The sequence below is a fragment of the Aquimarina discodermiae genome (assembly GCF_040786235.1).
In the GTDB taxonomy this organism is placed as follows: Bacteria; Bacteroidota; Bacteroidia; order Flavobacteriales; family Flavobacteriaceae; genus Aquimarina.
In genome coordinates this window covers 1-25,748 of record NZ_JBFMKP010000008.1, presented here as the reverse complement: position 1 = coordinate 25,748, position 25,748 = coordinate 1, and the positions used below count along the sequence as shown (strand labels likewise).

The following is a 25,748-nucleotide window of genomic DNA, read 5'->3' as shown; positions in this document are numbered from 1 at the left end:
ACTAATTATAAAAAAGCTTTATCTACAGGCTCCCAGAGTTCTATTTTGTTTCCTTCGGGGTCAACGATCCAACCAAACTTACCGTAGTCATACTCCTCGATTTTATCAATTACGGTTACTCCTTCTTTTTTGAGTGTTTCTATAAGTCCTACCAGGTTTTCTACCCTAAAATTCATCATAAACCCTTTTTTGCTGGGTTCAAAATAGGTAGTATCATCTTTAAAAGGGCTCCATTGGGTAGAGCAATCATTTCCTTCTTTATCTTTCCACCAAAATGTACAACCATATTGATCCGTATTTAATCCCAAGTGGTTACGGTACCATTCTTTCGTTTTATTAGGGTTGGTAGATTTAAAAAAGATACCACCGATACCGGTTACTCGTTTTTTCATGTTATTCGTAGTGCTTTTATTTCTTTTTTACATTCGTTTCGTACAATTCGATCCATTGCTCTGTAGTCATTTTAGAGGCCAGTTCACCAATAAGTTGCATGGGGATTTGATCAGGCTTTTTAAACCGAATACAGCTTTTACCCATATCCAATTTTGTGGTAACATGCTTTGGGTATTCTGCGGTAAACCATTGCATCAATGTTTCACTGGCATAGATTCCACTATGGTATACTGCTATAAATTTTTTTTGAGAAGCAATGTTCATAAATGGCAAGGGTAATGTTGGGTCGCAGTGGTATCCCGAAGGATATATCTCATGGGGTACTACATACCCAATCATTTTGTAGCTGATAACTTCTTCAAAACCTTTGGGTAAATTGTCTTTGATTACCTTTCTAAGACGACTCATCACTTCTTTTCTTTCTTCTGGGATGGCATCGATATACTCGTCGGGTGTTTTAACATCGTATTGCATAGTATAACTGTTCGTTTTTTGATTGATTTTTTTAAGATGATATTGATTTTCGTTGTAAGATGACCGATGAAATAATAGAAACAACAACCCCGATCATAAAAACGGTGATAAACATGATCAAGCCACCAAAGTAGGGATTGCTGTAATTTTTCATATTATTGATTAGCTTTTCTTTTTCAATTTCAAACTCATTGGCTGGTAAGGTTTCTTTCATATTGGAGATCGCATATTCCATATACTGTTCGGGAAAATCAGGATTGATAGCGATAAGGTAAAATGTATCTACAATCCCAAAAGCCAAGGCTGCAAATAGCGAAATAACAACACCTATTATTAATGCTTTTCCCAAATTTACCGTTCCATTATTTTCTTTATCTCTAAAATATTTGATCCCAAGAAAGACAAAGGACAGGGAAACAAAAATACTGATGTATCCCAATACCTCCTGAATTCCGAAATCCAGATTTTTACCTAAATAAAGCATTAAAAAAAATACTATGGCACTGGCAACAAACGCATAAAATCCAAATTTTTTAATCGTGTTTTTCATGATTGCTTAGCTAAAGATTGTGAACCAAAAGTAGTACTGGTGATCAAAAAAGGACTCATACTAAAGTATGAAATCTTATGTTTTATAGCAATTTATAATTTTTTTGGATGGTGTTTTGTGTTGAGTTGGACTTTTTATAAAGAGTGGCCGATATGAACTGTGACCTTGTGGGCTAGTATACTAAAGAAACTTAATAGAACGTTTATTTTTAAAACAGTAATACAAAGTTAAATAGTAAGTTATGTGGAAAGAATTGATTAAAATGGTTAAAACGATTTTTATAATGTCTTTCTTTAACATTTATGAGAAACCTTGGTCGACTAAAATAAATTCGCTAGATGTTTTTTACAGAAACTTATTAGGTTTGGTATTCGTTTTTGTGATTATTTGGGTTTTACCATTTTTAGAAAAACTTACTTTAAGGGATATACGTAATACTATAGAGCATCCCATGTATAATGAGATAGGTGTTTTTTTTGGTGCAGTATTAGTTATGTTTTCTGTTTTTTACGGGTTCTTGGTAGCTATGCTTTCATATTATAAAACGGGAGATGTCTTGATGTCATCAATACCTGTTATACTAATGACAATTGCTTCACTAAATTTATTCTATCAAAATTTCAAATTATATAAATATAAGTATCATTAATTTGTGTCTGATGTGCTTTTATTTTTAATGACTTTAAATGTATAGGTAGCTACTATATCATTATTGATTTTTAAATGGGTGTCGTAAATACCCTTTTGCTTAAATTGATACTTAAATGAAATACTACCATTTTCATTTTGGATGGTATCAATGTTTAATATTTGCTCTTTATTGTTGGTAAGGCACACAAGCCTAATATTGTTGTTCGTAGTTTTTTTAGCCATTTTAAAACTAAAAGTTACTTCATCATTCTTATAAATTGTGGTCTCTAATTTTTGTGGATTAAGAGGTTCTATTTTGTATTTAAAGGCTTTTCCATACAATAAGGGTGCATTTACAAATGTTTCTGTTGTTACTTTTTTATGAAGTACCCATTTTTGCTCTAATGGGAAGTGATTTTTTCCAAATAGAATAGGGGGTGTTAAAAAGTACCCATTATTATACTCTTGTATAAATATGTTGTTCTCATCGGTATAGCCACTAGACCAGGTAGCATCACATAAATACCATTTGTTATTCAATTTTACAGCATTCCATGAATGATTAGCCATTTCGAGTTTCTTGATATTACTATTTACAGATCTTCCGTAACCATCTATAATTAGTGATTCTATATTTGCCAAATAGCAAAGCTCTTTAATTAAATATGCATATCCAGTGCACATGGTCTTTTTATGTTTTAGCAATTTTTTAAAAACCTTTTTTTTGTATTCTTTATTCCAATTCATAAAAGCAACACTGTCATTTTTAAACTTTTTACGTTTGTGAAGTATTGTATTATGTTGTGCGTGGTCACCTGTAATGTTCGTGCATACCCAACGATAGATAGCTCTAAATTTTTCTGCCGGGGTAGGTAATGTATGAGTAAGCTGATACGTTAATAAAGGTAAATTATCTAATGATGCCCCTTTATGCAACCGGGCGATATGATCTGCTTTTGTAAAGTCGATGTGTTCGAAATCAGTAACCTGAGCATATAAGCAATTATTGATGCATAGAGTTAATGTTATATACAAACCAATTTGTACAAAGATGCGCATGAGTTAATCTTTTTTTGATTTGTATACTTTGTTTACAGCTACTTTTCCCATTAAAACGCATGTGTCTTCGGTTAGGTTTACCTCTATAGATGCATTTTGAGAAGAATTTTTGTTTTGGATAGTTACTTTTTTAGATGTAAATCCTATAAAACTCATAACCAAGACATCTCCATTTTTTAATTTTTCTGGAAATTCGAAATTGCCATCATAATCGGTATACACTCCAACGGTTGTCCCTTCTAAGATAACAACGGCACCTGGTAAAGGAGTTCCATTATCGGTTACCTTACCTTTTACTGTGATGTTTTTCTGCTGGGAGGTATCTTGAATTTTTGAAGCATTTTGATCTAAATCTTCGGGTTGATTTTTTATGTCTTGCCCTTGTGCCTTGCCAAAGGAGAAAAATGTAATAAAAGCTAATCCCAGTCCACCAATAAAACTAATTTTATGGGGCTTTCGAATAGGCTTATGATAGGTTTTTAATTGTTCCTTTTTAAACCTTCCACATGTGTTTTGCGTAGCTCTGTTTTGAAAATAGTATGCAATTTCCTGAGCATTCATATTCGTAAAGTCAATTACTTCTTTTTGACATGAACCACAAAAACCTCCTTGTTGAGTAGGAGAAAAATTATCAAAGTTTTCTGTGCATGGGGTGTTGATCCTTAAGTTTAACTGATTATTCATTTTGTTTGTTTTTGAATTACCAGGTAAACATAGCTATCAATTGACGTATACAAAATGTAGAATGAGTAAACACTCTGTTTTAATTAGTAAAGTAGAATTTTTGATAGGTAAAGAAGCACTACTTTTAGGTAAGATGTCTTTCTCAAATTGTAACATATGTATAAAATTTACTTGCTTTCAATAGTTCTGCTGAGCTATGTCAGAGTACAATTTTCTGCCGAAAATCACTACCATTGATGTGTTTTATAATATATTGTTTTCATAGGTTTATATGTTCTTAGATTTGATCCTATTTCCTTTGATTTAGCTTTCTGTTCACTTTCTTTGCTCGCCCAAAGAAAACGAACCAAAAGAAAAGGCGCTTTTTTCAAGGTATTTTTCAATTTCATTGAAAACCAGATTTGTTTTGCTAAAATCTTTCCAGGGTTTCAAGATTTTTTAACGCAAAATAAATCTTATACTGGTGAAAAAAGATTTCAAAGCTCCGCTTTGGAACGTCAGTACAATCACTGGATAAAATTTTATCGGATGTCTCTGACTGACGTAAATTTTCTTATTCAGAATTTACGTTAGCGCTATGGTTAACCAGTGAATTTCTCGATTTCATACATTTCGATCATCTTTTTCAGAACTATTTTTTTTGGGACATTTTTTAGTAGTTGATTTCTTAGCCCAGTTCCGTATTTCCAATGTGCCATTTTTCCTGTAACCCAGGATTGCTTTACGATCGAATTGACTTTGGGTTGTCTTTTTTTCTGAAATGATTCGAAAGAGTTTTGATGGGTTACGCCCTGATGCAAATGACTTAAATAATACGCATCCTCGATGGCTTGAGCCCCACCTTGACCCATATTAGGGGTGGTAGCATGTCCGGCATCGCCAATTAGGCAAGTATTATTTTTGTACCACTTGGATAATGTTTTTAAATCATTAATATCATTTCTAATAATTTTATCTTCTGGTGTTGCCTGTATCAATTCTTTGACTACCGAATGAAAGTCACTAAACATAGTAAGCAATTTTTGCTGAATCTCTCCTTTACGATCTTTTTGGTTTGGATTATCTAAGACAACAGCAAACCAATAGAACTTACCTTTCGAAATTCTGGAAAAGCCAAACCTTATTTGGTTGCCCCAAAGTTCATAGACCCTATGATCGAAACTTTTATCCAGTTCGATGTGCGCCACACCACGCCAACAGGTTTGTCCAGAATATCGTAGTTGGCTATTAGGGAAAAGTTGTTTTCTAACTTTTGAGTTGATTCCATCTGCACCAATCAAATACTCGGTTTCGGTTGCTGAACCATCACCAAAATGAACGTTTATTCTACCATTATTCAAATGCTTATAAGAGTCAAAACCTTTTCCTAGGTATATTTTTCCTGTTGGAATTTTATCTAATAATATTTTCTGAAGTTCTGCTCTATGAATGGCTATAGAAGCGTATCCAAATTTTTCTATAATAGCATCCTGTGGACTGTCTGAAATTGGAGAGAGATCGGGTTTACCGATAGTGATTCTCTTTATTAAATTTCCCTTTTCTTTTATCTCATCCAATACACCTAAATACTCTAATATTTGTAATGCATTTGGAGATAACCATATACCTGCTCCCACCTCATTTAATTCAGAAAATCTTTCAAATATTTGATAGTCAACTCCTTTTTTTTCGAAAGCCAATCCTGTTGTTAATCCACCAATTCCTGCTCCTATTATTGAATATTTCATGTATATATGATGTAGTTTTAGAGATGATATGAACATGCCAACCAATCGTTATAGTGTTACCTAAAATCTGTTACGGCGCGTTTTGTTTTCTATGAATGATTATGATACTAAAATACGATCTCTGTTTAACAATTACACTTTTATATTTATAAAAAGGAGTAGCATTAATGGACTTTTATCCAATAGTTGTCTGTCAATTTTTTACTGGCGCACAACAGTTTTTAAAAAGATTACTGAAAGGAAATATCAATTGGTTTAGATATTTTCTTTCTTTGGGATATTCGGTATTACTTTTTGCAAGACCTACCTTGTCGACATTTCCTTTTCTATTGTAATAGGTGTTAAACACAATATCCCAATATGGAAGGATGTTGCCAAAATTTTTGGCTTCTTCTAAATTTTTGCTATGATGAAACTGGTGGATTTTGGGCGTGGTTATGATATAGTCCAACATACCCGTTTTGCTTTGAATGTTTGCGTGCGAAATATAAGAAATGACTACATGAGATATACCAACCAAAAATAGAATGTCTTCACTAAAACCTAAAAGGAGTAAAGGGGTTATTTTTAAAAAAGTGTTTAGAAACATATTAATAGGGTGTATCCAGCTTGTTTTAAACCAGTTGAGTGATTTTGGTATGTGGTGAATAGAATGAATACGCCATAATAGCAAACTTATATATGAGTTTTCTTTACCTATGTGGCTTAATCTATGATAAACATAGGGTAAGAACTCTCCTATAAGGGTTGCGATCAGGAAAACGAGAAATAATGGTAGGTTATTCCAGGTTTTGGAGGTGTCAAAAAACAATCGCTTTGACCATAGTACAAATGATAAAGCCATTGCTTTACCTAAAGCATCAAATATAATGGCCGAAAACAATAAGTGTTTTAAATTGATCCAAAAGCTACTTTTTGAAGGGCACCATTGTTTTTTAAATGGAATAAGATGCTCAAACCACAAAATGTAAATTGCAGAAAACAGAAAAATAATGATAGAAACTAACTCAAAGTTCCAGCCTTGTTGAATGGTTAAACAAGCAATTAACCCTGTTATAAATAAAAGAGCTGGAACAACAACTATACTTAGAATTTTTGAATTTGACATGACTATGTTTTTCTATATAGTCGTGTAGGTTTGTCAAAAAGATGCAGGATTATAGCAATAATTTTAATTTTTCTGCTTCTACTAGCAACTCTTTGGGAAGATTGCAATCATTTTTTAATTTAAAACCGGTTATTTGCCCTTTACTATTATAATTTATGGTTACGCATTCCAGGATTAAGGTTTTTAATTTTTTGCGTGCTCTTTGAATACGGGATTTAGTAGCTGTTAGGCTTATATTTAGAATTTCGGCAATTTCTTTTTGAGGGATTTTTTCTATATCGCTTAAATACAACGCTGTCCCGTATTCTGCAGGTAGATAATTTTGAATTACAAAACCAGATAAATCACAAACACAATTGGTAGCAGGTATATCGATTTGGTTAGATATGGATACTTCTCTGGAAGATTGCCCCTTTTTTCTGTAAAAATCAGAAATCGTATTACGCGCTACCTGAAAAGTCCATGTTTGATAATTATTGATTTGCGTTTTTTTGTCTAGGTTATCCAACAATTTTATGCTCACTTCTTGCAGTACATCCTCTGCTTCTACAGAACTGCTGATCTTAGTTTTAATGAAATTTTCTAATGGATTTTTTAGTTCTTTCCAAATACTGGTAAATTCCATATTCTTTATCGTTTATATCCCAAATCGCCTATATCTGCAATAACAATGTAACATAGTTTTGTTTTGTAGTTGCAACCAATTATTTGATTCGCTACCATCAAAAATACAATAATTAAATCATCAGGATGTGATGCCCGTTAGGTTTATTCTAAAGTGATATTAAAATTTACTAACTATATTGATTCATTTTTCAACGAATCAATTTTTGCTTTGATAGTGATTATTTCTTCAGGAATCCAATCGAATGAAGGGGCTAACTGATATGCTTTTTGTTTCAATTTTAAAGCCTCTTCATATTTTCCTAATTGCAACAGGAGATCTGCTTTCGAATCATAAGCGTTTCCATTTTTTGGTTCGCATCTTATAAAATTGTCAAATGCTTTTCTGGCCTTATCCAATTCATTATTGTTGATATATGCATATCCCAAAATATTGTATCCAGAGCCGTAATTATTGTCTAAGCTTACAGAGAATTCTCCTGCCTTGATGGCCAACTCGGGATTTTTTCTAAACAGTAAAAAACAGATGGTGTGGTACAGGTATTTATCTGAAGTACATATGTTCGCTAATTCGAACAATTTCTTTTCGTAGATATCATCGGGATTTTGTAATCTATATTCTGTGGCATCAACAAGCATTTGTTCTTCTTTAGAGACCAAATGCTTATACTTTTTTGCAAATTGGTGGTGCTGTTTTTTAACAGTGTCATCTGGTGAATAGATAGAGATAAAATTGTGCATCCTTACGAAATTGGGGTCTAGCTCAATAGCTTTTTTATAGTGTGCTATTGGGTTGCCGTCTATTCCATTTTGAACTAAGTACCGTGCTTTTTTGAAATGTTCTTTTGCTTTTTCTGAAGATGTCGTAATGGGTATGGTCTTTTGCAAAATTTCTTTTTTGATTGTTGGATTATTTTTACAAGATATTATGGATACTATAAGTAATAGAATTAGTGCTCTCATTTATGTTTTTGTTTAAGGTTGACTTTAGTAATCTTTATTTTATTCTAAACCAAAGTACTTATTAACCCAACTATATTAGCTGTGCCCAAAACAAGTTCGAAGATAATCCCTTGCGTAATTTGTTTGTTAGGTTTCCCGTCAACTACCATGCTTAATAATCTACTTGTTACAAACCCAACAAAAATCAAAATTGCTACAACAAATGATGTAAGCGTCAGTTTAGGAACGATGGTTCCTAGTAAAATAATGATTCCGGCAAAAAGCATTACAGCACTTACACCTCTTATTTCGTTTAACAGGTTAACATCATTTTCTAGTTGTATTCCAGAATTCTTCAGATAGTTTTTTATGGGGGCACTTATTCTCATGGTGCCTACAAAAAGTAACATAAGACCTGATAAAGAAAGGATAAGGGTATTGATAATTTCCATTTTTATTGTTTTTTAGATTATTTATGATGCAAACATAAAATGGAATGGTGACAAAGGTGTGTCAGAGGTACTATTGGTGCTTTACATTTTTTTCAAAATACTCCTTTATGGTCATATTGTGCGGATTAAATGTGTCATTTTCTGTAGTAATTTTTTCAATAAGATCTATTCTAAAATGTCTAAAATCATTTCGCAATCTACAAAAGGCAATAAGTAGAAAGTCTCCGTTAATACTATAAATGGCAAATGGCTCGATATTGCGGGTTGTTTGTTTGTTCTCTAAAGATTGATATTCCATTTTAAGGAGACGATAATGAATAATGGCAGATTGAATCTGCATTAAGTTGTTACTCGTTTTTTCCTGCTTATTATTACCTCCAAAATATATTCTGTCTGCTAGTAAATCTGCGCTACCCTTTTGTGAATATCGTAAGATTGATTTTATTTTTTCTATAGCACTAGATACATTTTGAACCAGAGACTGGTCTTTGTTTTTAATGACTAATTGTTCTACTGTAATAAGGGCGTTGGCTTCTTCCTCTGTAAATACGACAGGAGGTAGGTGGTACCCTTCCATAATAGAGTATCCTTTACCTTCTTCGGTAACAACAGGTATTCCTGATTTTTCTAGTGTTCGAATGTCACGATAAATGGTACGAATACTCACATTGTGTCGTTCTGCTAATTGTTTTGCAGTAACAATTCGTTTGGATTGTAGTTGTGTAAGGATTGCGGTTAATCTCGAAAGTCTTGGTTTTTCTTTTTCTTCCATTTTTTATCTTAACTCATTCGCGTATTTGAAAATAGCAGGTAAACCACCGGTATGCCAAAATAGGACATTAGCATTGGTAGGGATTCTTTTTTTCTTTAAGAAATCTAACATTCCGTAAAAGGCTCTTCCCGTATACACAGGATCTAATAAAATGCCTTCATTCGTAGCTAAGGCATTGATGGCTTCAGTTTCATTGGCGGTAACAACACCGTAGCCATCTTTATCATAATCTCTGTTTAGGTAAATGTCGGCAAGTTGTATGTTATTCTTAATTTTAAGTTTTTTACTTCCTTCCTTGATGATATTTAGGACTACATTTTCTAGAGAAAGTCCATTTGTTTCATCTTTATCGATACTGATCGGAATTAATTTGGCAGGTAATTGATAGATTTCTTTCCCTAGTGTTAATCCCGCTTGCATCCCACCAGAGCTTGATGCAAAAAAGATATAATCGATTTTTAAATTTTGCTCGTTACATTGTTGTTTTAGCTCTTTGGCTGCATTCACAAATCCCATAGCACCTGTAAAATTAGAACCCCCATACGGAATTACAAAACATTTATTTCCTTTATGCTCGAGAGTATTTTGTAGAGCTTCCAGGTCTTCTCCTTTTCTATTGTTGTCTGTAAAATGTATGTCTGTTCCTAGTATAGACGAAAGCAATAAGTTTCCGTCATATATGTCGGGTTTTTTACCTCCTAATAGCAAGTGGCAGTTTAGTCCGGCAATAGCACAAGCAGCAGCGGTTTGTCGACAATGATTAGATTGTTGCGCCCCTGCAGTAATAACAGTATCACAATTTTCATTAAGTGCTTGTTTGATTAGGTATTCTAATTTTCTGGTTTTGTTTCCGCCAGATGCCAATCCAGTTTGATCATCTCTTTTGATAAAAATGGTATAATCTGGATATTTTTTTGAGAGCCTTTTTAATTCTTGTAATGGAGTAGGGAAAAAACCCAGATCAAATTTATTACTCATCATGTTCTTGTTTCATTAATTACCATAGGTAGGTTACTATAAGTGATGAGATCACTTAGTACACTAAAATACAATCTCTACTTAAAAGATACGTGCTACAGAATCATAAAAAAAGCTAAAACTAAGCGACAATAGCTTCTTTTTTTATTGGTTTTATAGGAGGCTTTTTAATTTTTATGAATCCAATCGACTAATCTTTTAGTAAACAGTTCACTTTGTTCGTATTGAGGGGTATGTCCACTTTCTTCAAACAAAGAAATTGTTAGGTTGGTTGACTCTTTACATTTTGTATTCCAAAGGGATATAGGAGCGATGTAATCACTTTTTCCAACAGCAGCAAAAACGGGAATATCTAATTTCTCTTCTGGAGAGCATAGATCGTATTCTGGCATTACTTTGCCAAACAGGTGGAATAAAAAGTCTAAATTATAATTTACTCTTTCAAAGAATTGTGTGGCATCCAAATTCTCATCATGCCATCTTTTGGGTCCAGAAGCCACAAGACTTTTGATAAAAACTTCACGACGACTTAGGCTGTCATTTTTTTCTTTTTCTAACTGTTTTTGATTTTTATGATACAATGCTCTTCTTTTTTCAGACGCACTTTCCCAATACACATTAACGGCCTCGTTGTAGGTAGTTGTTCCCCAGGTTCTGGGAGTTGCCATCATTACGACATGAGAAACATATTCTGGATGTTTTTTTGCATATTTATGAGCAACTGCTCCCAAAACAGAATGTCCAGCGATTATAAATTTTTTAATCCCCAGAACAGACCGAATGGTATCTATATCTTTAAATAGATGATCTATATTGTATTTTGAAAGGTCAATGGGCTGGTACTTTTGTGCATTAAACCTCATTTCTATTGTATATAATCGAAAATTATCTAAAAAGCTTTTTGAAAAGTATTCTGGATCTGATCCAATTAATAGAAGAGGAGTCCCTTTTCCTTTAATAGAATAATTTAGGACAGAGCCATCAATAATAATACTGCCTGATTTATTAGTGTCATTCGAGACTGATTTTCTATGAGTATTGCTATTATTCTTGCAAGCTAGCATTGTAATAAAACAACAAATAATAAAAATTTGATGAAGCCTTTTCATGTAATTGTTTGTTGAAGTTATAGTCAAAAACTGTATTCTATAGGCATGGTTTATAAACACTTACAGCTTTTGTTGAGATGTATTAAACAATTAAAATACAGTTTTTATATATGAAAACACAATCTCTGCCGAAAAGTTATTTTTTCGGAGAACTAAAATATAGGAGATAGCTTTTTTAATAAAAGGTTTTTAAATGGTTGATTCCTCTGGATTTACTATCAAAGATCTTTAGGAAGTCCCAATATAAATTAGAATTCAGGATCCTTAAGAATGGTTTTAACGGTTAATTCTACCTTTTTCCCATTTTCATCAAAATAATCTTTAGAAATGATTTTTCCTTCAGCATTGTATCTATAAACCTTAGTCATTGATCCATTTTCGCGATAACCAACATCTTTTATCAAATTACCTTCATTGTCGTATTCGAGCATAAATAGTAAATGGCCGTTATAGTACCCTTTCCAGATTCCTGTTTTTTTTCCATCAGAATAATTTTCTATACCATTTATGCTTCCATCTTTATTATAGAAAGTCCATTCACCATCTTTCTTTCCCTGTTTATGGTGAAGCTCATAACAGAGCTGTCCGTTTTTGTGATAACGAATTGTTTTACCGATGTTTAGACCTTCTTTGTTCTTCAAAGACTGTCTTTTTAATTGGCCATTTTGGTAATAATCTTTACGTTCCTCAATACCATTTTTAAAGCTACTAATACTTTTTGTTTGACCATTTTCATAAAAACTAACTTGATCCTGACCAAAACATTTTCCAATTAGAAAAATAATTAAAACGAAAATCAATTTTTTCATAAGGATGCTTTTGAAATTTTAAGAGTTATTAATGTTTGTATATGGTTTGGGAAGTAGGGCTGCAGAAAGTAATAAACTTTCAGGTTAGCTCTTAGTCAAATATAAGTGTTTTGATTTTATATTTCTCATATGTAAAAGTCAAATTCTATATTTAGGATGTTGCTAAATAACGCAGAATTCTCAAAAGTCACTAAATACTTTATTAGTTGTATACAGTTGTTATGCACTTTTTAATACTGATTCTCTATCCAAAATTTCTCAATTTTACTGCTCATTGACTTGGAAGTTACTTTTATTGTTTTTATAGTTGATTCGATCTAAAAGAATGGTCTGCACGACAAAAAGTAAAGTTTGTTTGTCATATTGATTGAAGTTTTATATATTTGTGTCAAATAAGCTTTACAAATAATCAAATGTAATTGACAAATGAAAAACGAAAAAAAGAATAAACAAATCGAAAAAGTCACAAAGAGTTTGGCACTGTGGACCCTATTGTGGGTTGTCTCTTTGGCATTAGCAACCTTTGGACCAAAGTTTCTTTGGAATGAAAACACCACCTGGAGCATTCTTGCGATTGCAATTAATACAGCTTTTGGTGCAGGAATGATTTGGGCAAACACCAAACACCTGAATGTATTGGATGAACTGCAAAAGAAAATTCAATTAGATGCCATGGGCATTGCTTTGGGTGTTGGAATTGTAGGGGGATTGAGCTATTCGGTAACAGATATAGCGAATGTCATTTCGAGTGATGCAGAAATTGGGTTTCTGGTGATATTAATCAGTATCACTTATATGATAGCATTGCTTGTTGGAAAAAAGCGTTACTCATGAAAAATAAATTAAAAGTACTTCGTGCAGAAAGAGATATGACGCAGGCAGATCTCGCCGATTCATTAGCGGTTTCGCGTCAAACGATTAATGCCATTGAGAAAGGCAAGTTCGATCCAAGTTTACCATTAGCATTCAAAATATCGAAATTGTTTGAGTTGCCCATAGAGGAAATATTTCATCATCATGAAACAGAATAGTTTTATAGTAACGGGAGTTCTATGAGCTCCCGTTTTTATTATTGAAACTCTATTTTGAAAAGTTGCTTAGACAATCTAAGTAGCTTTTATTTTTTAATTAACGGGTTGTTGTTGAGTTACGCAATGTATCATCCCTCCATTTTGGTATAAATTCCTTACGTCAATTCCGACAACAGTTCTTGAAGGATACAAGGTTTGGATTAAAGCATTGGCAATTGCATCATTTGGGTCATTATAGTTAGGAACTAGTACTTTGGTATTGGCTATATAGTAGTTTACATAAGACCCCTTAGATCCCAAATTCGTTCCATTGGTAGTTATTACATTGTTTTGGGTTAATGGCACTTTTAAAAAAGTATATGCATTTCCACTTTTGTCTTTTGCTTCGAATAGCTTGTCAATGTCAGATTGTAGAACGTCATACTCTAATAAATCACTTGGCTTCATAGTAACTATTGTGTTTGAGTTTCCAAATCTTGCAAAACCGTCAATATGTTGGTCCGTTATTTCTAGTCCTGCTTGTCCGTCAAGCCAAATGAAATTTATTACTCCTAAATATTTTTTAAAAATGATTTCAGCTTGTGCTTGTGTCATTCCAGGGTTTCTGTTATTGTTTAATATCGAACTTTTGCAAGCCATCAATGTTCCATTTCCATCAATCTCGACACTACCGCCTTCATTTACCATCTCTAAGTTAAGATCTATTAATGTTTTGCCTTGATCTGACGCAATTTTTGAAGGAATTTTATTGCATTTAGCTGATTGGATTAATAAATCACTTAAATCATCAATTTTATTTCCCCAGCCGTTAAACCCCCAATCTTCAATAACTAAATTTCCGTTTTTATCTCTAACGTAGATAGGACCACTATCTCTAATCCAAGTATCATCAGTTTCATAGAGCTTAAAATCGACATTGGTTAATGCAATACCTTTGGCAGTTAATAATGAAATAATTCTTTCTTTTTCGGTTTGATTATAAGCAATTATATGAACATTTTCACTTGATACCAATTCTTTTGTCATTGAAACCCATGTTTCATCCAAACGATTTCTATATGCAACTCCATATTGATAATGATGTGGCCATTGAAGCCAAGTTCCTTCGTGCGGTTCACTCTCTTCTGGCATTGTATACATCACTTCTATTTCGTTTATTGGTTTTGTATCATCATTATTATTTTGACAAGAAGTAATTGCTGATAAAAGCATTAATAGTATTAAATTCATTTGTGTCATTTCTAAATTTTAATCTGCCAGTTTTGGTTGCTATTAACGGTTTATATGTGGTTCTTTGTATAGGTTGGAAACCAAGTTAGTAAATAAAAACCAAATAGGAAATCTGCGAGATTTTTTGAAAAGTCACAGAAGAAACCATGTATTATACGCGATATTGTATACAGTATTGCTTAGTCCGTTTTAATATGGGGACAAAAGATTTTATATCATCCAATATGTTTTTTTGTGTTGGTTTATTTGACTAAAATTGTATTGAATAAAATCAGACATGCAAAATTATTTATATTGTTAAGAGTTAACTAAAAACAATGCTTAAAACCATCCAAATAATTGCCTTGTTACAGGGATTCTTTTTGTTGTTCATTTTGTTTCAACGAAGACAGGAATATAAAAAAGTGAATTTTTGGCTGTTATTATGTTGTATTATATCAGTAATATTATATGCCATTGGCGATGATGATTACAATTTATTCACCAGCAACGCAGACTGGTATTTTTTTCATGATACCTTAATCATTACATTTTTCTTTTTGTTTGTTCGCCATTACAAATCAGGCAAAGATGAGTTTAACAAAAAAGACCTCTGGTTTTTTACACCATATTTGCTGACTGTTATCTATAAAACTTTAGACAATCACATTTCAATTGAGGAAAATTTAATTCTTAAAATAGCCCATGTAATTACTGAGGTAATGTTTTTAGGAATGCTTATTTATTCTATTTATGACATTATCAAGAAGAAAAAAGAGAAGTGGTTATTAGCCTTTATTATTCCTTTAACGATTATTTTTACTATTGATGAGTTTACCTATTTGTTGACCAATTCAAATCAGTCACCATACTTCTTGGATAGCTACGGTATTATATTGGCTTCAGTGTTTTTGTTCTATTATGTGCTGTACAAACTTATTATTGCCCCAAAAGATGTACTCCCAAAATCTGATAATTCAAAATACAAGACTTCCAGCTTAAATGCAAAAAATATAAATGCCAATAAATCTGAATTACTTCGTTTAATGACTGAAGAAAAACTATTCAAAAACAGTAAGATTACGGTTGATGATATTGCTAAGAGGTTGAATATTCCGAGACAACATCTATCAGAAATCTTAAATGTACATATGAAAATAGGATTTCAAGATTTATTGAACCAATACCGTGTAGAAGAATTTATAGAGTGCCTACAAAACGAAACCTATAAAAACTATACACTTTTAGGTATTGCCAATGAGGTAGGGTTTAGTTCAAAATCATCCTTTAATACGACCTTTAAAAAGTTAAAGGGAATGACACCAAGTCAATATAAAAAACAGTTAATTTGATTATTGATTTTCTGATTTAAAATTTCTCTAATTTTCTTATAATTTGGCATAAAACGTTCAAAATACGTATTCTGAACTTTCTGTCTTATGATTTAATATTTTGTTTAAGTTGCTTGTAATTAAGTGATAAGGATTGATTTTTTTCAAAAACGTACAAAAAACGTATTCTGAACCCACTTCATTTTTAAGAGGCTCACAATCATCCTACTTTTGGTTTCAAATTAAAATTTTAACCATTTCAAAATGGCAAAATTCAAGTCATACATAACACCAAGGAATCTACTGATTTTCAATCTGATTTTAGTGATACTTTTTTTATTGTTTGGCTGATTTTGTGATAAAAAAATTCAAGTAAACAACAAATACTCTATGAAAAAAACATTGATTTTTGCAGTCTTTCTCATATCATGTTTAGGCTTTGCTCAAGAAAAGTTTACCATAAGTGGTACACTAAAAGATCAAACCAATGGCGAAACACTTTTAGGCGCTACCATTTTTCTAAAAGGAATTTCAATAGGAACTACGACCAACGAATATGGGTTTTATTCGCTAACCGCCCCTCAAGGTGATTATACGTTGGTAATTTCGTATTTGGGTTATAAAACCATTGAGAAAGTCATTGTTTTGGATAAAAACATAAAGTTTAATTCTGAACTGTTAGAAGATGCAGGGCAATTAGACGAAGTTGTCATTACGGTTGATGAATCCAAAAAAGTAAATCTACGAACACCACAAATGAGTGTTGCAAAGCTATCCAGCCAAACCATAAAACAAATGCCAGCGGTTATGGGCGAAGTCGATGTGATTAAGTCCTTACAAATGCTGCCAGGAGTGACCAATGCAAGTGAAGGAGCTTCGGGTTTTAATGTTCGAGGTGGTGCAGAGGACCAAAACTTGGTGTTGTTGGATGAAGCCATTATTTATAATGCATCGCATTTGTTTGGTTTCTTTTCGGTGTTTAATACTGATGCTATTAAAGATGTAAAGTTATACAAAGGGGGCATTCCATCACGTTTTGGTGGACGCGTGTCTTCCGTTCTCGATATTAGACAAAAAGATGGAAACAGTAAAGAATTAAATCTCTCTGGTGGTATTGGTGCCATTTCTAGTAGGTTGGCTATGGAAGGCCCAACATTGAAGGATAAAGGCTCATTTCTTTTGGCAGGACGTGCTTCGTATGCGAACCTGTTTTTGGCTTTGGCAAGTAATGAGAATCGAGCAGGCTTTTATGATTTTAACCTAAAGACCAATTACGAACTTAATGATAAAAACAAGCTATATCTTTCTGGTTATTTTGGAAATGATAATTTCGAATTATCTAATTTTTTCACCAATTCCTACGGGAATCTTTCTGGAAACTTACGTTGGAATCATATTTTTAACGATAAACTCTTTTCTAATCTATCCCTAATCTATAGTCGTTATAACTACAATCTCGAAATTAATGCTGAAGGTATCGATTGGAAATCAGATATCGACAATTATAACTTTAAATACGACCTTGGATATTATCTGAATGACAAGCTAAAATTCGATTTTGGGTTAAGCGGAATTTACTACAATTTTAATCCAGGCGAATTAAATCCGCTTGATGAGAATTCTGGTATTAACCCCTTAAAACTAGATAATAAATATGCATTTGAAGCTGGCATTTATGCTGGTTTAGAGCATAAAATTTCAAACAAATTGACAACACAATATGGTTTGCGCTATAGCTATTTTAACCGCCTGGGGCAACAAACCTTAAGTAATTACCAAAATGGCTTGCCGATAGTTTACAATGCGCAGCTGGATATTTACGAACGAGCTAATCCAATAGGCGAGACAGAGTATGGAAGCAGAAAAAGTATTGCTGACTTTGATAATTTCGAACCACGTTTTGCCTTGTCCTATCAGCTTAACGAAAAGTCATCAATAAAGGCGAGTTATAATCGAATAGTACAGTACCTACACTTAATTTCTAATACAACGTCAGCCACACCATTAGATGTTTGGGCCCCTAGTGGTAAGTTTTTAGAGCCTCAAATTGCTGATCAGTTTGCTGTTGGCTATTTCAGAAATTTTAAAGACAATATGTTTTCTATAGAAGCTGAAACGTATTACAAAATTATAGACAATCGTGTAGATTATATTGATAGCGCAGACCTCATTGCTCAAAATACTATAGAAACAGAAATTTTGATAGGAGAGTCCAGAGCTTATGGATTAGAATTGTTATTACGTAAGAACAAAGGTAAGTTTACAGGATGGCTAGCATACACACTTTCAAAATCAGAGCAACGTACACCTGGCGGTGCAGCAGGAGGGGCTGGAATAAACAACGGTGACTGGTATAACACACCATGGGACCGAACTCATGATATATCCTTTACAGGAAGTTATAAGCTAAACGATAAATGGCGTTTTAGTAGCAATTTTGTTTTTCAGACAGGGCGACCTGTAACCTATCCTGATGGGCAATTTCAGTATAACGGGTTATCGATTCCAACTTATTCTGAACGTAATGCAGATAGATTACCAGCATATCATCGCTTAGACTTTTCTGCAATACTCACACCACGAAAAAATAAAAATAGGAAGTGGCAAGCCGAATGGGTATTTGGTATCTACAATATATACAATCGCAAAAATGCAGCCTCCATTACGTTTGGACAAAATGTAGATACTGGTGTAAATGAGGCCACGCGTACTGCAATTTTTGGGATTATTCCTTCGATTTCTTATAACTTTAAATTTTAGAACAATGAACAGAACATATAAACACATAGCATTTTTAATATTGATTGTTTTTTTAAACTCGTGTACAGATACAGTCGATGTAGATGTCCCAAATGGTGGTGCCAGATTGGTGGTAGAGGCCTCTATTAATTGGGAAAAGGGTACTACGGGACAAACGCAGACCATTAAGTTAAGTAAGACTACTGCTTTTTTTGATAACAATCCAGATATACCCGTAACCGGAGCTTTGGTGATAGTGACCAAAGAAAATGATGGGTTACAATTTACGTTCGAAGACCAAAACAATGGTACCTATATTGCTACCGATTTTGTTCCTGAAATTGACCAAACTTACACTTTAGAAATTTTATATAATGAACAAACATATACTGCTACCGAAACCTTAATGTCAGTGACCGAAATTAATACTATAGAACAAACCATAGAAGGTGGTGGAGATGAGGAGGAAATCCAGATTAAAACATTTTTTGACGACCCTGTAAACATTGAAAACTTCTATTTGGGTGAGTTTAATTCTTCAGTAAACCCTTTACTTACCTTAGCAGCTTTAAGTGACCAGTTTACCGATGGTAATGAAAATTTTATAGAATTTGATAATGAGGAGTTAGTTGCTGGTGCGACAGTAGATGTCAGAATTTATGGTATTTCTGAATCCTTCTATAATTACATTGACATTTTAATAGAACAATCTGGTGAAACTGATGGCCCCTTTCAAACAACACCAGCACAGTTAAAAGGTAATTGTATTAACCCCAACAATCTAAATGAAGAAGTTTTAGGCTATTTTAGATTAAGCGAAGTAGTAATATCTTCTTATGCAATCGAATAGAAGAAAATTATCAACAAACTATTTTTACGATGTATATATCATTTGTGTAAATTAGTTACAATTGATTTAGTCGCTAGTTTAGTAAATGAACAGACTCTAAAAATCAAGAAATCTTTAATCCACATTGTGGAGTTTAATTCCCAGAGGCTTGCCTCGAAATGTTAAAGTTGTTTATCCGCTGGATGCCTCGTGAGCTTGCTCCGAGGTAGTTGACTAACTCTCTAATGTTGTAACTTATACATAAGATTAACATATCGCTCGATTTCAGAACTAAAATCTTTATACAAAGGTTTATATTCAGGTGCTAGTTTCGCTTTAATATTTTTAAGAGTTTCGTTAGGTTTTTTTCCTTTTTGATAACCCGATTTTACCTGTTTCCAAACACTTGATAGTAAATCAGCATCTCGTAGTATCGACTCGACGGTAGTTGCCTTACCATGTCCTGTCAAGACAATAGATGGGTTTAACTTTGCTATGATGTTAAGGGTGTTAATTAAATTAGGAATATTACCATGTCCGGTAATCATTGGCATCCAATTAGAACTTACAACATCTCCACCTAGTATAATTTTTTGTTTTGGTAACCAAATTAAAATATCTCCTGGCGAATGTCCATCATTAGAAAGAATAAACTCTATATCTACTCCTCCAAAATTTCGTCTTATTCCTTTTGTTAATAATACGGTAGGATACACAAGTTGCGTAGAACCAATAGTACCTTTGGTCACTTTGGAATAAAATTCTAAAGATGGTTGTCCATCTTCTTTCATGGTTGTTAACGTTTGATTGCTTGCAATTATTTCATAAACAGTATTGGTAAACGCTGCATTGCCAAACCAATGATCTGCATGGCTATGTGAATTAATTATCCAACGAACAGGTTGATCGGTAACTGATTTGATCGCTTTTTTTATTTTATTACCAATTGTTTCTGAAGAACCCGTGTCAAAAAGCAATACTCCTTTTTTGGTAACAATAAAATGAACATTAGAATTCCAACCTTTATTTTCTGGGGTAGGTAATCCTTTTGATGGGGAAACAATGCTATATACATTTTGGGTAATGGTGGTCACTACAAAATCAGAACTCGTATTTGCAGCGTATGAACTACTAATTATTAGAACAATTAGGTTAAGAACAATTATGATTTTAATAGGGTATTTTTTACGCATCGATTTAGTGGATTTATATGCTGAGCTACGTTTGATATAGGAATAGAATAGTAACGGTTTTCAAGATACATACCTTTCAATTTACCTCCAAACTCTATTCAAAGATGTAACCTTTGAATAGAGTATTTTATTTGCTATTACAACTACTAATAATGGGAAAAGTAAAAGTAATTCTACCTTTAATAAGAATAGAATCCGTCTTAAACTGTTTAATTGTTTCAGTTTTGTCATCTCTTCTTTTATTAGAGTGTACTCAATAATTCGTGATATAACATTATAAATATTGACTTAAAAATGGATATACATTAACATTGAATATGATTACATATTCTATTCGAATTGGGTTGGGGCATTTTTCTAATGTTACTGGTCTGAAAATAGATGCTTTCTCTTCAATTTTAGCAAAGGGTATTTCTTTGTCATTAACAAGTTTAAATAGTTAAACTGATTCACCAATTTTTCTTGGCTATCATGCTCAATATATAAATAGTAGCATCGCAAATTGTTACCTTGTTTTTAGGTTTTTATAAGATATTGGTTACTAGTTTTCTACGACTTACCAAAAAACAATAACCATTTGATTCATCACTTCGCTACTTTGATGTTGTATATAGTGTTAGGGATATTTTATTTAGGCATAAATTTGCTATGATCAGATGGTTTGAAATCTTTCTTTAACGAACTTTCTTTTTTAAGTTTAGAAATAGTTTCGTTTTGATTAGTTCGATTTTCTGTTTTTGGTAGGTAATTAGATTTCTTTTTTTCTTTATCAATAATTTTTAACTTATCATGATTTGATCGAGAAGTTCTTTTATTGGTATTATTGTTAAGTTTATTTTCATCACTTTGTTTTGTTGATTTCATTAAAAATGTAAAAATAAGCAACATTATTCCTGACAGTATTGCTATATACAAACCAAAGCCAATTCTCATTTGCTCGGCTATAAGATTTTCAAAAGCATTTTCACTTTGTGTACCACGATTACTTAGTCCAAATAATTGAAGTAAATCTGCTAGTACAGCAATTACAGTTGGGATTATAGTCATATAAAGTAACCAACCTTTCAGTTCTTTAGTTTTGTTTCCGAGAAGACTTACTACCAAAGGAACTAAAAATAATATTAATGAAAATTTCCCAATTTTTGTATTAATCCCATTCATAGACCCCAAAATAGGTAATGATGACCAAGGCATAAATGTTGCTACGGCTCCAAGTGATGCAATAATTAAAATTGCTATTCTTTGTTTATTCATATTTTAAATTCAAGTTTTTTGGTAAACGAATTATCTCTAACCTTTAATATATGTGTCGTAGCGAGGAAAAATGTTACCTTATTTTTCTGTTTTTCGGAGCATTGATTGCTCATTTTATCTTTTTGCAAGCATTACGCCTACCCAAAAATACAATAACCATTCGATTTATCATTTTCCTGCTATTGCATATAAATATGGTGTTATCAACTATTTTATTTAATCCTATTTATTGAAATGGGTAAATCATAAGATTCAATAATTGTCCAATCTGGTGTGTTTTTTATTCTACAATATATTAGAAAATGAGAAGTTAACGCTAATAAAGTCTTTTTCATTATCTGAAGAGAGAGAAATTACATAAAAGTTCAAGGGATAAGATTTCGGTTTTGCACTAAGTCAAAATGTTATATTTTGTAGTTGCTATATACCGTTTTATAGTGTGTTTTTATTTTTTCCTCTTCAGTTGATTTCTTTAAAATTCAAAACCTTCAACTGGTGAAGATATATCTACCAAAGTTCCGTTCGGGTCTTTTAATAATAGTCTTTTTTGTCCGTAAAAAGTATCGGTTGGTTCGCTTATAATCTCAAATTTTTCTGATTTAGCGATCTTAAATATTTCGTCGGCGTTATCCACTACAAACGTTACATAAAAGCCTTGGGGATTGTATTGAAAGTCCTTAGGTACAATATCATTAGTTCGGGCTATTATTCCCAATTCAAGTTTTCTGTCTTTAGAGATTAAATGAATGAACCAATCGCTATCATAACCCACATTGAAGTCAAATAGTTTGGTATAAAAATCTCGACTTTCGGCTAAGTTGTCAGAACAAATATTCGTCATTATTCGATTAATTGTCTTCATTTTAGTTCTTTTTTAAAATTTTGATGATTTTGTTTATGTATTACAATGTCTCTTGTACGGCGTGTTTGCTTTCCAAAAGAAGCACATACATTATACAAAATGTTACCTTGCTTTTGATTTTTCTACTTTGGATTGCCTAAACTTTCAAAATACAAATTTTAAAATATAGTATTGTAATTATTGTTTATTGGGCGGTAATTCTATTTCGCCATTTGGATGAATTCTACAAATAACTTTGCTTATTTGATCGATTAAATTTAGTACAAATACGATCGGACCTTCTTTTGGTATTTTTTGAAACTCTTCGCTATTAGAAATAGATTCGAGGCCATTTAAAACTACTACACCAGCTTTTTGAATGCATTCTTCGATAAACTCTTCATCGTCGTTCTCAAAATATTCTCCATTGGCATCTAACGGAAAAAAGGATTCTAAATTAATTCCTCCGCACTCACTAAAGGCTTCTCCTTCGGTACCACCCCCATAACCCATAAATTCTAAATCTGGCGGAGATGTTATTTCTCCTTGTGCGGCAAAAACAATTTTTGCAACCGGGCGAACAGGGTTGTAGCCAGTATACTCAGGATTTGCATAAAGTTCGAATGATTCTAAAAGCTCTTTTTTAATATGTTCTGTCATTTGGTGGTTTACTTTTTCTGCTAAATTAACTCTTTTACAGTATTTGTTTTACCCTGTTTTCCGTGATATTTATTAGGTGTTTTTTAGCATGTTGTATTTTGTTGTTTACTATAGTATAGTTTATCTGTTGTAAAAGTAGTATAGTGTTTACCTCACTAAGTAGGAGTTTTAATTTTCTTCTTGTACCCTTCAATTAATCACTTGTCGCATCTATTTGGCTTCTTGTATCATTTTTTGAAATCTTCTTTTGTTTATTCTTCAACTTTGAAGTGTCAAAAAGCTAAGTAGACAAATTTAGAAACCTAATTAAAAGAACAATATTCGATTGAGTAGCTACTATCTTTTCTTTTAATGATTAAGGGCTGAATCTGAAAAGCTGAAGTGGCGTTGGATCAGTTAACAGGAAATCCGAAAACTGGATAGAGTAGGAGTGTAAAACAATGAATTACTATCAACAAGCTAATAGTGTTTATATAAATTATTCAAATTATGGGATATCGAGATGATTTTTATATAAAAGATAACATTATAGGTTATACTGGAAAGTTGGGAAGTAACCCAACAGTTTATTTTAAAAAAGGTAAGGAATATGGCCACATTACTAAATATCATTATTTTGTAACGAATATTGGAAGAAAAACTGTATTTAGTGCAGACGATTATACAATTACCAATACAGGAGAAGATGGTGTTGCTGAAGAAAAGGCTAATGGAGTGATTTTTCATACAAGTCTAACCCTTTTATTACTGCTAATAAGCAGGTAATTGATATTTTAAATGGTGCAATTGCTAAATTTCAAGAAGAGAAAGCATATCCAAAAAACGGAGGAAAACTTATTGACTATGAAGGGAACGAATTTATGCTTCAGAATGGAGAACTTGTGCGAGTAAAAAAATAAGTACAGAATGCTACTCTTTTTTGGTTGCTGGATGGAAGTATCCCTAAAAAGGTTCACATAAGATTTCGAGGCGAGATGTATATCTCGCCTCGAATTTTGGATATAGTTTTTATGAAGAACCAAGGTTTAACAGATATGAATTGGTGTTCTTACTTTTGTTATATGCTTGTCAGAAAGGTATATGAACAGTTGTTTAGGATGGATGGTTTTCTGTTGAGGGTAATGTCAAATGTAAAAAGTGCTTTAGTATTTTTATACGCTGCTGCTGCAGTTTATTTGCACATTGATTGTGTGATCTTATTCTTCCACTGTATCCAATATTCTTGTAATCCTTCTGGTGTCGTTTTTAAATCACTTATATATAATTTGTGATTTGACATTAATGTTCTTTTAAGCTGTCTCTTTCTTGCTTCTAATGCAGGTGGGTGATTCCACCCTCCGACATGATCAAAAGATGTGTAAGCGTCGCATTTTGTATTGACACGTATAAAAGGAATTTTTAAATAGTAGATTACATTTCCGCTACCCATTCCTCTTGTTGTCATTATGATATTATCAAAGTCGACTTTAGAATACTTACCCTTATTAAATAGTTCTTTAAGTTTATCGCCTACTGCTGAAGACATTTTGTTAGAGAATTGATGTGCAATATCAGACCCGTTTACAAACTCAGCACCCTTGTATTGTCCATGGCACCCGTCGTTTGAACAATCGATAGAATTATTGTTGTCGTTAGTCCAACTAGAAAAGCATGTAACAGTTATCAGGGCTATTATGAAGATTACTAATGGTTTAGTTTGTAGACTCATTCAATTAATTTTCTTAAAGATATTCCATAATTTTTTTAGGAACAATCCGTTTTTTAGAAGTATGTTAGTTTTACAAACTACTTTAGTACCCACAAGTTTTCACTTTTTAAAATACTTTACAATTGCCCATATCAAAATTGCAAACCCAATACTAATGAACAGATAGAATAAAAAACTGTTTTCGTTTTTAAAATTATTTGCTAGTATAAAAAAGATACCAGATATAAAGTATAAATATCTTACCCTTATTTTATTTATTAGCTCCATTATTTTAATCAAATGAGTTCTCATATTCCCGGAAAAAAGTTACGTTTCAAATACATTGTAATGTATATTGTAAGTGTCTTAGTAATTCAAAATGTTACCTTAGTTTTCTGGTTTTGTACTTTGGTTATTAATTCTTCTTTTCTAGCAAGCATTATACCTTACCAAAATATGGCAAAAATTCGATTAATTACTTAATTGCTATGAAGACATATTTCAATATAGTTTGTAAGCCTTCAAAATATTTTTAAAGATATTTGGCTAAGTTCTAAGATAAATATGTGTTATCTTTGAACTATTAAATTTCAGCTATGATCCCAGAAGATTTTAAAGATTATTTTGTGAATTGCGTTCACACAGAGCAGCAATCGATTATTT

General features: G+C 32.4%; 26 protein-coding genes. 6 read left to right on the top strand and 20 right to left on the bottom strand.

Annotated features, from left to right (window positions below; translation table 11 throughout):
* Window positions 1-5: 5 nt before the first annotated feature.
* From ABW636_RS06660 to ABW636_RS06595, 14 genes are all read right to left on the bottom strand, one after another.
* A complete protein-coding gene (locus ABW636_RS06660; protein ID WP_367589181.1) occupies window positions 6-392 on the bottom strand; it encodes a VOC family protein in 387 nt (128 codons plus the stop codon).
* A gap of 16 nt (window positions 393-408) precedes the next feature.
* Entirely contained in the window at window positions 409-867 is a 459-nt protein-coding gene (locus ABW636_RS06655; RefSeq protein WP_367589180.1) for a DUF1801 domain-containing protein, read from the bottom strand.
* Window positions 868-898: 31 nt separating this feature from the next.
* The gene (locus tag ABW636_RS06650) at window positions 899-1,417 is read right to left on the bottom strand and encodes a DUF4199 domain-containing protein (RefSeq protein ID WP_367589179.1); all 519 of its coding nucleotides are present in this window, start codon (window positions 1,415-1,417) and stop codon (window positions 899-901) included.
* A gap of 645 nt (window positions 1,418-2,062) precedes the next feature.
* Window positions 2,063-3,106 (bottom strand): transglutaminase domain-containing protein, encoded by a 1,044-nt coding sequence (locus tag ABW636_RS06645; RefSeq protein WP_367589178.1) that lies wholly within the window; start codon window positions 3,104-3,106, stop codon window positions 2,063-2,065.
* A 3-nt stretch (window positions 3,107-3,109) separates the two neighbouring features.
* Window positions 3,110-3,790 carry a carboxypeptidase-like regulatory domain-containing protein gene (locus tag ABW636_RS06640; RefSeq protein WP_367589177.1) on the bottom strand — a complete coding sequence of 227 codons (681 nt, stop codon included), beginning with the start codon at window positions 3,788-3,790 and terminating at the stop codon, window positions 3,110-3,112.
* Window positions 3,791-4,371: 581 nt separating this feature from the next.
* Complete coding sequence (locus tag ABW636_RS06635) at window positions 4,372-5,517, bottom strand: FAD-dependent monooxygenase (RefSeq protein ID WP_367589176.1); 1,146 nt, start codon at window positions 5,515-5,517, stop codon at window positions 4,372-4,374.
* Between the two features lie 193 nt (window positions 5,518-5,710).
* The gene (locus ABW636_RS06630) at window positions 5,711-6,625 is read right to left on the bottom strand and encodes a sterol desaturase family protein (protein WP_367589175.1); all 915 of its coding nucleotides are present in this window, start codon (window positions 6,623-6,625) and stop codon (window positions 5,711-5,713) included.
* A 49-nt stretch (window positions 6,626-6,674) separates the two neighbouring features.
* Entirely contained in the window at window positions 6,675-7,250 is a 576-nt protein-coding gene (locus ABW636_RS06625; protein WP_367589174.1) for a sigma factor-like helix-turn-helix DNA-binding protein, read from the bottom strand.
* Between the two features lie 173 nt (window positions 7,251-7,423).
* The gene (locus ABW636_RS06620; protein ID WP_367589173.1) at window positions 7,424-8,212 is read right to left on the bottom strand and encodes a tetratricopeptide repeat protein; all 789 of its coding nucleotides are present in this window, start codon (window positions 8,210-8,212) and stop codon (window positions 7,424-7,426) included.
* A 44-nt stretch (window positions 8,213-8,256) separates the two neighbouring features.
* A complete protein-coding gene (locus ABW636_RS06615; protein ID WP_367589172.1) occupies window positions 8,257-8,643 on the bottom strand; it encodes a DUF4345 domain-containing protein in 387 nt (128 codons plus the stop codon).
* 70 nt (window positions 8,644-8,713) lie between these two features.
* Entirely contained in the window at window positions 8,714-9,415 is a 702-nt protein-coding gene (locus ABW636_RS06610) for a helix-turn-helix transcriptional regulator (protein WP_367589171.1), read from the bottom strand.
* 3 nt (window positions 9,416-9,418) lie between these two features.
* A complete protein-coding gene (locus ABW636_RS06605; protein WP_367589170.1) occupies window positions 9,419-10,393 on the bottom strand; it encodes a D-cysteine desulfhydrase family protein in 975 nt (324 codons plus the stop codon).
* Window positions 10,394-10,560: 167 nt separating this feature from the next.
* Complete coding sequence (locus tag ABW636_RS06600) at window positions 10,561-11,457, bottom strand: alpha/beta fold hydrolase (RefSeq protein WP_367589169.1); 897 nt, start codon at window positions 11,455-11,457, stop codon at window positions 10,561-10,563.
* Window positions 11,458-11,750: 293 nt separating this feature from the next.
* Window positions 11,751-12,311 carry a toxin-antitoxin system YwqK family antitoxin gene (locus tag ABW636_RS06595; RefSeq protein ID WP_367589168.1) on the bottom strand — a complete coding sequence of 187 codons (561 nt, stop codon included), beginning with the start codon at window positions 12,309-12,311 and terminating at the stop codon, window positions 11,751-11,753.
* A 474-nt stretch (window positions 12,312-12,785) separates the two neighbouring features.
* Here ABW636_RS06595 and ABW636_RS06590 point away from each other — a divergent pair, with 474 nt between their 5' ends.
* Complete coding sequence (locus ABW636_RS06590; protein ID WP_367589167.1) at window positions 12,786-13,145, top strand: hypothetical protein; 360 nt, start codon at window positions 12,786-12,788, stop codon at window positions 13,143-13,145.
* On the top strand, window positions 13,142-13,342 hold the full coding sequence (locus ABW636_RS06585; protein ID WP_367589166.1) for a helix-turn-helix transcriptional regulator: 201 nt from the start codon (window positions 13,142-13,144) through the stop codon (window positions 13,340-13,342). The genes ABW636_RS06590 and ABW636_RS06585 overlap by 4 nt, the downstream gene beginning before the upstream one ends.
* 93 nt (window positions 13,343-13,435) lie before the next feature.
* Here the strand turns inward: ABW636_RS06585 and ABW636_RS06580 are convergent, their stop codons facing one another.
* Window positions 13,436-14,572, bottom strand: a complete 1,137-nt coding sequence (locus tag ABW636_RS06580; RefSeq protein WP_367589165.1) for an agmatine deiminase family protein — start codon at window positions 14,570-14,572, stop codon at window positions 13,436-13,438.
* Window positions 14,573-14,889: 317 nt separating this feature from the next.
* On the opposite strand from ABW636_RS06580, the gene ABW636_RS06575 reads away from it, so the two are divergent.
* From ABW636_RS06575 to ABW636_RS06565, 3 genes are all read left to right on the top strand, one after another.
* The gene (locus ABW636_RS06575) at window positions 14,890-15,903 is read left to right on the top strand and encodes a helix-turn-helix domain-containing protein (RefSeq protein WP_367589164.1); all 1,014 of its coding nucleotides are present in this window, start codon (window positions 14,890-14,892) and stop codon (window positions 15,901-15,903) included.
* A 369-nt stretch (window positions 15,904-16,272) separates the two neighbouring features.
* Complete coding sequence (locus ABW636_RS06570) at window positions 16,273-18,642, top strand: TonB-dependent receptor (RefSeq protein WP_367589163.1); 2,370 nt, start codon at window positions 16,273-16,275, stop codon at window positions 18,640-18,642.
* 4 nt (window positions 18,643-18,646) lie between these two features.
* Window positions 18,647-19,471 (top strand): DUF4249 domain-containing protein, encoded by an 825-nt coding sequence (locus ABW636_RS06565; protein WP_367589162.1) that lies wholly within the window; start codon window positions 18,647-18,649, stop codon window positions 19,469-19,471.
* Between the two features lie 221 nt (window positions 19,472-19,692).
* On the opposite strand, the gene ABW636_RS06560 is transcribed toward ABW636_RS06565, so the two are convergent.
* The 4 genes from ABW636_RS06560 to ABW636_RS06545 all read right to left on the bottom strand — a co-directional run bounded on the left by ABW636_RS06560 (window position 19,693) and on the right by ABW636_RS06545 (window position 23,398).
* Complete coding sequence (locus ABW636_RS06560; RefSeq protein WP_367589161.1) at window positions 19,693-20,643, bottom strand: MBL fold metallo-hydrolase; 951 nt, start codon at window positions 20,641-20,643, stop codon at window positions 19,693-19,695.
* A 627-nt stretch (window positions 20,644-21,270) separates the two neighbouring features.
* The gene (locus ABW636_RS06555; protein WP_367589160.1) at window positions 21,271-21,897 is read right to left on the bottom strand and encodes a hypothetical protein; all 627 of its coding nucleotides are present in this window, start codon (window positions 21,895-21,897) and stop codon (window positions 21,271-21,273) included.
* 472 nt (window positions 21,898-22,369) lie between these two features.
* Window positions 22,370-22,759: a VOC family protein gene (locus tag ABW636_RS06550; RefSeq protein WP_367589159.1), complete on the bottom strand. Its 390-nt coding sequence runs from the start codon at window positions 22,757-22,759 to the stop codon at window positions 22,370-22,372.
* 177 nt (window positions 22,760-22,936) lie between these two features.
* Window positions 22,937-23,398, bottom strand: coding sequence for a hypothetical protein (locus ABW636_RS06545; RefSeq protein WP_367589158.1), 462 nt, complete (start codon window positions 23,396-23,398; stop codon window positions 22,937-22,939).
* A 489-nt stretch (window positions 23,399-23,887) separates the two neighbouring features.
* Between ABW636_RS06545 and ABW636_RS06540 the strand changes: the two genes are divergently transcribed.
* Window positions 23,888-24,163, top strand: a complete 276-nt coding sequence (locus ABW636_RS06540; protein ID WP_367589157.1) for a hypothetical protein — start codon at window positions 23,888-23,890, stop codon at window positions 24,161-24,163.
* A gap of 406 nt (window positions 24,164-24,569) precedes the next feature.
* Here ABW636_RS06540 and ABW636_RS06535 read toward each other — a convergent pair whose 3' ends face one another.
* A complete protein-coding gene (locus tag ABW636_RS06535; RefSeq protein ID WP_367589156.1) occupies window positions 24,570-25,106 on the bottom strand; it encodes a hypothetical protein in 537 nt (178 codons plus the stop codon).
* Between the last annotated feature and the right edge of the window lie 642 nt (window positions 25,107-25,748).